The organism is Paraburkholderia sp. UCT31 (genome assembly GCF_014397655.1).
GTDB classification, from domain to species: Bacteria; Pseudomonadota; Gammaproteobacteria; order Burkholderiales; family Burkholderiaceae; genus Paraburkholderia; species Paraburkholderia tuberum.
The window spans coordinates 258649-266485 of the sequence record NZ_VZQP01000003.1; the positions used below are offsets into that span (position 1 = coordinate 258649).

The window sequence follows — 7837 nt, forward strand, 5'->3', positions numbered from 1 at the left end:
GCGGACATTTCACCGATGGAGAGTAGAGATGGCCAACGAAGTGTATATGGCGGGTGTCGGAATGACGCCCTTCGGCAAGCATCTGGACACGAGCGTCAAAGCGCTGACGCGCGCTGCGGTGGAAGGCGCGCTCGCCGACGCCGGCTGCGATCGCGCGCAATTGCAGGGTGCGTTTTTCGGCAATTCCACACAGGGGCACATGGAGGGCCAGCACATGATCCGCGGCCAGCTTGCGCTGCGCGCAATGGGCGTGGACAGGATTGCCGTGATCAACGTCGAGAACGCCTGTGCGAGCGCAAGCACGGCGTTCCATCTCGCGGTGAACTACGTGAGGGCCGGGGCTGCCGACATTGTGCTTGCGGTGGGTGCGGAGAAGATGTTCTCGACCGACAAGGCGCGCACGTTCAGCGCGTTCGACGGCGCGTGGGACGTGCACGACACGGAGAACGGCACGCGCCGGCTGCTCGAGATGGGCAGCGGTGTCGAGCCGCCTGCCGCAAGCGTATCGCCGAAGCCCTATAGCGTGTTCATGGATATCTACGCCTCGATGGGCCGCATGCATATGCGCGAGTTCGGCACGACGCAGCGCCAGTTCGCCGCGGTGTCCGCGAAGAACCACGGGCACTCGGTTCACAATCCGCTCGCCCAGTACCGCCAGGCGTATTCGATCGACGAGATTCTCAGTGCGCCGCCGATCACCTATCCGCTGACGCTGCCGATGTGCTCGCCCGTGAGCGATGGCGCGGCTGCCGCGATCGTGTGCAGCGCCGCCGGCCTCGAACTGCTCAACGGATCTCGCTCGCGAGCGATTCGCGTGCTGGCGTCCGTGCTGCAGACCGGCAGCGAAAGGCCGGCCACCGCGCTCGACCGGCATCTGGTCCGGCTCGGTTCGCAGAGCGCGTATGAGCAGGCCGGCGTCGGCCCGCAGGATGTGTCGGTCGCCGAAGTGCACGATGCGACGGCGATCGGCGAAATCATCCAGTCCGAAGTGCTCGGGCTATGCGAGCCCGGCTTGGGCGGCGTCGCGGCGGAACGCGGAGACACCACGATCGGCGGACGGATTCCGATCAATCCGTCCGGCGGCCTCGAATCGAAGGGGCATCCGATCGGCGCGACAGGACTGGGCCAGCTCTACGAACTCGTGATGCAGCTACGCGGCGAAGCGGGCGCACGCCAGGTGGAAGGCGCGCGCATCGCGATCGCGGAGAACGGCGGCGGGTTGTGCGGCGTGGAAGAGGCCGTTGCCAGCATCACGATTCTCGGACGTTGAGGCGCAGCCGTGAGAACCGCGAACCGAACCGCATCTGCAAGGAGATGAAGCGTCATGAGCACCCGACCCGATACCACACTGGCGGCGCTGATCGCCAACCGCGTCGAGACGATGCCCGATCTCGACGTGCTGACTGTCGAAGGCGGCGGCGTGCGGCCTGATGAAGTACGCACCTACCGGCAGCTCTGGGAGAACGGTCAGCGCCTTGCCCAGGTGCTGATCGATCAGGGCATGCGTCCCGGCGAGCACTTCGCGCTCCTGATGGCCAATCACGCGGAGTTCGTCGACGCGATGGTCGCGGCCTCGATCTCGGGCACGGTGTTCGTGCCGATCGATCCGCGCGCGAAGGGCGACAAGCTCGCGTACATGCTCGAGAACGCCAGGTGCAAGGGCGTGATCGCCGCCGACTACGCGCTCGGCAATCTGATGGCCGTCAAGGATTCGCGCGCGCGGTTGCAGTGGGTGATCGGGCTCGAAACCGACGAGGGAGCGAAGCCGCTTGCCGATTTCACGGGTGTGGCGTCGTACCGCGCGCTGCTGCCGGCGCATGTTCCCGAACTAGCCATCGACACCGGCAGCCCCGAGTCCGCGATGCAGCTGATCTTCACGTCCGGCACCACCGGCGACCCGAAGGGCATCGTGATGACGCATCAGCGTTATTGCGGGACGTCGGCGGCGGTATCGGCGCTGTTCGGCTACGCGCCCGACGACCGGCCTTACTCGGGATTGTCGCTGACGCACGCGAACGCGCAGATCGTGACGCTCGGCGCGTCGCTGATGGCGGGCATGCGCGCGGTGCTGTCACGCCGTTTCACGAAGTCGCGCCTGTGGGACATCGCACGCAAATACCGGTGCACCTCGTTCACGTTGCTGGGCGGCATGACCACGGCGATCTACAGCGAGCCGAACAAGCCCGACGATGCGGATAACCCCGTGCGCTTCGTGATTTCGGCGGGCATGCCGGCGGCCATCTGGAATGCGTTCGAGGCGCGCTTCGGCGTGCGGATCGTCGAGTTCTACGGCGCGGCGGAAGGCGGGATCACCGTGAAGCCGCTCGGGACCGGTCCGGTCGGCAGCATCGGCAGGCCGGTACCGATCCTGACACACCGCATCGTCGACGACGACGGCAACGACTGTGCCCCCGGCGTGTCCGGCGAACTGCTGTTCCGGCCGGCGGACGGCTCGCCGTTCAAGGTCGAGTACTTCGGCAATCCGGAAGCCTCAGCGAAGAAGTGCAAGGACGGTTGGCTGTACATGGGCGACGTTGTGCGCGAGGACGAGAACGGCTGGCTCTTCTTCGAGTACCGCAAAGGCGGCGGCATTCGCCACAACGGCGAGTTTATCGATCCGGCGCCGATCGAGAGGGTGATTGCCGAGTCGGGCGCGGCCGAGGACGTCTACGTCTATGGCGTGAAGGCCGCGTCCGGCGCGCCCGGCGAGAAGGATGTCGTCGCTGCCGTCGTGCCCAGGCACGCGGCCGGCTTCGACCCGCAGCAAGTGTTCCGCGCCTGCCGCGCGAAGCTCGAAGCGAGCTCCCTCATCACGTGGCTGCAGGTGGTGCCGGAAATCCCGAAGACCGCGTCGGAAAAACCGCTTGAGCGCTTTCTCGTCGAGATGTTCGAAGCGCGGCGCGACAACGTGTTCACCGAGGAGGGGGGCAAGCCTCGGTGACCTGATCGACCTTCCCGCATGCGCTGCCGCAAGCGAGCAGGCCGCGCGTGCTCCAGACGAACGATGCGACATCCGGGCCCGCCTGCTTACAGGGCCGGCCGGGTGGAGCGCTTTTTTTCGAAAAACGGAGTAGGCAATGAAAGTACTTGTTCCTGTCAAACGCGTCGTCGACGCGAATGTGAGGGTCCGCGTGAAGGCCGACGGCAGCGCCGTCGACATCGCCAACGTGAAGCTGTCGATGAACCCTTTCGACGAAATCGGCGTGGAAGAGGCCGTGCGCCTGAAGGAGGCCGGCGCGGCGTCCGAGGTGGTCGTCGCATCGTGCGGCGTACAGGGCTGCCAGGAAACGCTGCGCACCGCGATGGCGGCGGGCGCGGATCGCGGCATCCTCGTCGAGACCGACGCCGAGCTGCAACCGCTGGCGGTCGCGAAGCTGCTGAAGGCGCTGGTGGACAAGGAGCAGCCGCAGCTCGTGATCCTCGGCAAGCAGGCGATCGACGACGACGCGAACCAGGTCGGCCAGATGCTCGCGGCGCTGCTCGGCTGGCCGCAGGCGACGTTCGCGTCGAAAGTGACCGTCGAAGCGGGGAAGGCCACGGTGACGCGCGAGATCGACGGCGGCCTTGAGACGATCGAGGTCGATTTGCCGGCGGTGATCACCGCCGATCTGCGGCTCAACACGCCGCGCTACGCGACGCTGCCCAACATCATGAAGGCGAAGAAGAAGCCGCTCGACGTCGTGACGCCGGACACGCTCGGCGTCGACATCGCGCCGAGGCTGACGACGCTGAAGCTCGCGGAGCCGCAGAAACGCGAGGCAGGCATTCGCGTGGCCGACGCCGCGGAGTTGCTGGACAAACTGAGAAACGTTGCACAAGTCATCTGACCGGAGGGAAGCAAAATGCCCGTACTCGTTATTGCTGAGCACGACAACGAGGCGCTGAAGAGTGCGACTCTGAACGCCGTCACCGCCGCCGCCCGTCTTGGCGACGATATTCATGTCCTCGTGGCCGGATCGCAATGCGCGAAAGTTGCTGAACAGGCGGCGCGCATCGCCGGCGTGACCCGCGTGCGCATTGCCGATGCCGCGCATTACGGCCATTCGCTGGCCGAGAATCTTGCCGCGCTCATCGTCACGGTGGCCGAGGAGTACAGCCATGTGCTCGCGCCCGCCACCACGACCGCGAAGAACGCGATGCCGCGTGTCGCCGCGCTGCTCGATGTGGCACAAGTCTCTGACATCGTCGCGGTCGAGTCCGCCGATACGTTCGTGCGCCCCATCTACGCGGGCAACGTGCTCGCGACGGTGCGCAGCGCGGACCGTATCAAGGTCGTCACCGTGCGAACGACAGCGTTCGCCGCGGCGCCGGCCGAAGGCGGCGCGGCGACGATCGAACCGCTCGCGCCCGCCTCTGATGTCTCCGGCTCGCGCTTCCTGAGCCAGCAGTTGACGCGCTCGGAGCGCCCTGAACTGACATCTGCGCAGCGCGTGATCTCCGGCGGCCGCGGCATGGGCTCCGGCGAAAACTTCGCGCTGCTGGAGGACATCGCCAACAAGCTCGGCGCGGCGGTCGGCGCATCGCGGGCAGCGGTGGATGCCGGGTTCGTCCCCAACGACTATCAGGTGGGTCAGACGGGCAAGATCATCGCGCCGCAGCTTTACATCGCGGTGGGCATCTCCGGCGCGATCCAGCATCTGGCCGGCATGAAGGACTCGAAGGTGATTGTCGCCATCAACAAGGACGAGGAGGCGCCGATTTTCCAGGTCGCCGATTACTGGATCGTCGGCGATCTCTTCAAGGTGTTGCCGGAGTTATCCGGTGAACTGGACAAACTGCAACAGCGTTGATACCGGAGCACATGATGAGCATCTACATCGCACCGCTGCGCGACATGCGCTTCGTGATGACGGAACTGGCTGGGCTCGACGCAGTATCGTCGCTGCCGGGTTTCGAGGAGGCCACGCCCGAACTTGCCGAGGCCGTACTCGAGGAGGCCGCGCGGCTGGCGACCGAAGTGCTGGCGCCGCTCAACAAGCCTGGCGACGAGCAGGGCGCGCGTTTGACGCACGACGGCGTCGTGGCGGCGGACGGCTTTGCCGCGGCCTACCGGCAATTCACCGCCGGCGGCTGGAGCGGTCTTTCCGGCGACCCCGAATTCGGCGGGCAGGGATTGCCCGAACTACTGCATGCGGCCACGGTGGAAATGTGGAACGCATCCAACATGGCGTTCGCGCTGTGTCCGCTGTTGACGGCGGGTGCCACCGAGGCGTTGCGGCAGCATGGTTCGGAAGAACTGAAGGGTCGCTATCTGCCCAACCTCGTCAGCGGCGAGTGGACGGGCACGATGAACCTGACCGAGCCGCAGGCCGGCTCGGACCTCGCCGCCGTGCGCACGAAGGCCGTGCCCGAAGGCGATCACTATCGCCTTCATGGCCAGAAGATCTTCATTACGTGGGGCGACCACGACATGACGAGCAATGTGATGCACCTCGTCCTGGCGCGTACGCCCGACGCACCCGAGGGCGTGCGGGGCATATCGCTCTTCCTCGTGCCCAAGTTTCTGCTGAACGAAGACGGCTCGGCCGGGCAACGCAACGATGTGCGCTGCGTATCGATCGAGCACAAGCTCGGCATTCACGCGAGCCCGACCTGTGTGATGAGCTTCGGCGACGAGGGCGGTGCAATCGGCTATCTGGTCGGGCAGGAGAACAAGGGCCTTGCGCACATGTTCACGATGATGAACGAAGCGCGCCAGAAGGTCGGCATTCAGGGGCTGGCGATCGCGGAGCGTGCGTATCAGCAGGCTCGCGAATATGCGAAGGAGCGCGTTCAGGGACGGCTGGCGGCGAGCAAATCCGCCAGTGCCGTCGCGATCGTGCATCACCCGGATGTCCGGCGCATGTTGATGACGATGAGGGCGCAGATCGAAGCGATGCGCGCGTTCGCGTACGTGATGGCCGCCGACATGGATCACGCTCACCGCCATCCGGACGCCGGTGAGCGCGTACGCCATCAAGCGCGCGTCGACCTGCTGATTCCCGTGCTGAAGGCATGGTGCACGGAGCTCGGCGTGGAGATCGCCTCGCTCGGCGTACAGGTGCATGGCGGGATGGGCTACATCGAAGAAACGGGCGCTTGCCAGTTCCTGCGCGACTCACGGATCGCGACGATTTACGAGGGCACGACGGGCATCCAGGCGGCGGACCTCGTTGGCCGCAAGCTCGCGTCGGATCGCGGCGCCGCAATGGCCGAACTCGTCGCGCAGATGCGCGAGGTCGCGCTGGAGCTGACGCGCAGCCCTGATGCGCAGCTCGCGCCGATCGGCACGGCGCTGGCTACCGGCGTTCAGGCGCTCGAGGACGCGACCGGCTGGATGCTGCGCACGCTTGCGACGCAGGTCGACGAAGCACTCGCCAGTTCCGTCGACTATCTGATGCTGGCCGGTTACGTGTGCGGCGGCTGGCAGATGGCGCGCGCGGCGCTCGCCGCATCGAAACAATGCGCGGCGGGCGACGATCCGGACTTTCACCAGGCCAAGCTCGCGACCGCGCGCTTTTACGCCGACAAGATCCTGCCGAAAACCGGTGCGCTGACGGAAGCCATCCGCAGCGGCATGTCCGGCGCGTCGAATCTCGCGGCCGAGCAATTCTGAGCGGTGCGACTTATAGGAACAGATCGATTTACAACTATCAATTCGCTATACGAAGAAAGGGGAGAAAAATGATGAAAAAATCGCATGCCTTGCCCTGATACCGGGCGCGATATGTACCACCGCTTTCGCGCAGAGTGCGGGCAGTTTCGTCACCAGCGTGGGCGGGGCGTGGCTCGACTTTGGTCCTTCGCCCGTGACGTCCTTGCAGAGCACGTCGGCCGCGGGCACGTTCACGTCGACAGGAACCGGCGGCCAGATACACGACACGTCGATGTCAGTGGAACGCAAGGGATCCGTAGAGAACAAAAAACCCCGTAAGACGTTGATCTTACGGGGTTTCTCGAACTACATCGGCTTACGCCGGAAGAACTTGTGGTGCCAGGAGAGGACTCGAATATGAAGTTCAAGTGTTTGATTTTAAATTAAAAAAATAGTTGATTTATGGCGTATATACGCATTTGTATACGCAAAAATGTTGGATCCCACAGGACGCTATTCCGTGCCGGATGGTTCCGCACGCCGCGACGGCGAACAGACTCTTCAGCTCGGGGAGATTTGTTCCTTTCATGGGGTGCAGGTGGTCGGAGGTTCAAATCCTCTCGCCCCGACCAGGAAAATCAAGGACTTACGGTGAAAGCCGTAGGTCCTTTTCCGTTAGGAATCGATTTTTGCCCCCACGTTTGCCCCCACCCTGCGGATGGCTCTCGCAGGAACAGGGCGGAATTTTCGGAGGGGCGCCGCGTCGGTGAGATTCGGCATGCCCAGGAAGCCGCCATGTGCATATGCATATGAAAGGCTACCGATTCATGAACTGAACAAATAGGCGTGGTCTTATTCCATTTCTAATTCATTAGTGAATCAATAATCCAGGGCCATGCGACGATGGAGCGTACCCGTTGAAGGTCCAGTTCGAGGTTGCGAAGCGAGTCGCACAGATGGCGTTCTAGCGAATCGAGGCTATCGAAGACGCGGTTATGAAAGGACTTTTCTCGCAGATCGTCCCAGAGATGTTCGACGGGGTTGAGCTCGGGTGAGTACGGCGGCAGCGTGAGCATGCGCAGGTTGTGGTTCAGCCTGAGCGAAGCACTCTGATGCCATCCGGCGCCGTCGAGGATCATCACGATTCGATCGTCGGGATGACGAGCGCAGACCTCATCGAGAAACATCTGCATGCAGGCGCCGTTGACGTGTGGCAGGATCAGCGAGTCGAGCACGCCATCGGCCACTGAGACGGCCGCATAC

6 protein-coding genes are annotated in these 7837 nt (G+C 64.2%); 5 read left to right on the plus strand and 1 reads right to left on the minus strand.

Going from position 1 to position 7837, the window contains the following annotated elements:
* The first annotated feature begins 28 nt into the window (after positions 1-28).
* The 5 genes from F6X40_RS03500 to F6X40_RS03520 all read left to right on the plus strand — a co-directional run bounded on the left by F6X40_RS03500 (position 29) and on the right by F6X40_RS03520 (position 6595).
* Positions 29-1270, plus strand: a complete 1242-nt coding sequence (locus F6X40_RS03500; RefSeq protein WP_187626829.1) for a thiolase family protein — start codon at positions 29-31, stop codon at positions 1268-1270.
* A gap of 54 nt (positions 1271-1324) precedes the next feature.
* Positions 1325-2941 (plus strand): AMP-binding protein, encoded by a 1617-nt coding sequence (locus F6X40_RS03505; protein ID WP_187626830.1) that lies wholly within the window; start codon positions 1325-1327, stop codon positions 2939-2941.
* A 136-nt stretch (positions 2942-3077) separates the two neighbouring features.
* Positions 3078-3827: an electron transfer flavoprotein subunit beta/FixA family protein gene (locus F6X40_RS03510; RefSeq protein ID WP_187626831.1), complete on the plus strand. Its 750-nt coding sequence runs from the start codon at positions 3078-3080 to the stop codon at positions 3825-3827.
* Between the two features lie 15 nt (positions 3828-3842).
* Entirely contained in the window at positions 3843-4790 is a 948-nt protein-coding gene (locus F6X40_RS03515; RefSeq protein WP_184064037.1) for an electron transfer flavoprotein subunit alpha/FixB family protein, read from the plus strand.
* Between the two features lie 14 nt (positions 4791-4804).
* Complete coding sequence (locus tag F6X40_RS03520; protein WP_187626846.1) at positions 4805-6595, plus strand: acyl-CoA dehydrogenase C-terminal domain-containing protein; 1791 nt, start codon at positions 4805-4807, stop codon at positions 6593-6595.
* An 842-nt stretch (positions 6596-7437) separates the two neighbouring features.
* Here F6X40_RS03520 and F6X40_RS03525 read toward each other — a convergent pair.
* A partial coding sequence (locus F6X40_RS03525) for a transposase (RefSeq protein WP_187626832.1) occupies positions 7438-7837 on the minus strand: 400 nt, incomplete at its 5' end.

Coding starts and splice junctions, on each gene's coding strand:
- F6X40_RS03500 (WP_187626829.1), top strand. CDS start 29: ATGGCCAACGAAGTGTATATGGCGGGTGTCGGAATGACGCCCTTCGGC.
- F6X40_RS03505 (WP_187626830.1), top strand. CDS start 1,325: ATGAGCACCCGACCCGATACCACACTGGCGGCGCTGATCGCCAACCGC.
- F6X40_RS03510 (WP_187626831.1), top strand. CDS start 3,078: ATGAAAGTACTTGTTCCTGTCAAACGCGTCGTCGACGCGAATGTGAGG.
- F6X40_RS03515 (WP_184064037.1), top strand. CDS start 3,843: ATGCCCGTACTCGTTATTGCTGAGCACGACAACGAGGCGCTGAAGAGT.
- F6X40_RS03520 (WP_187626846.1), top strand. CDS start 4,805: ATGAGCATCTACATCGCACCGCTGCGCGACATGCGCTTCGTGATGACG.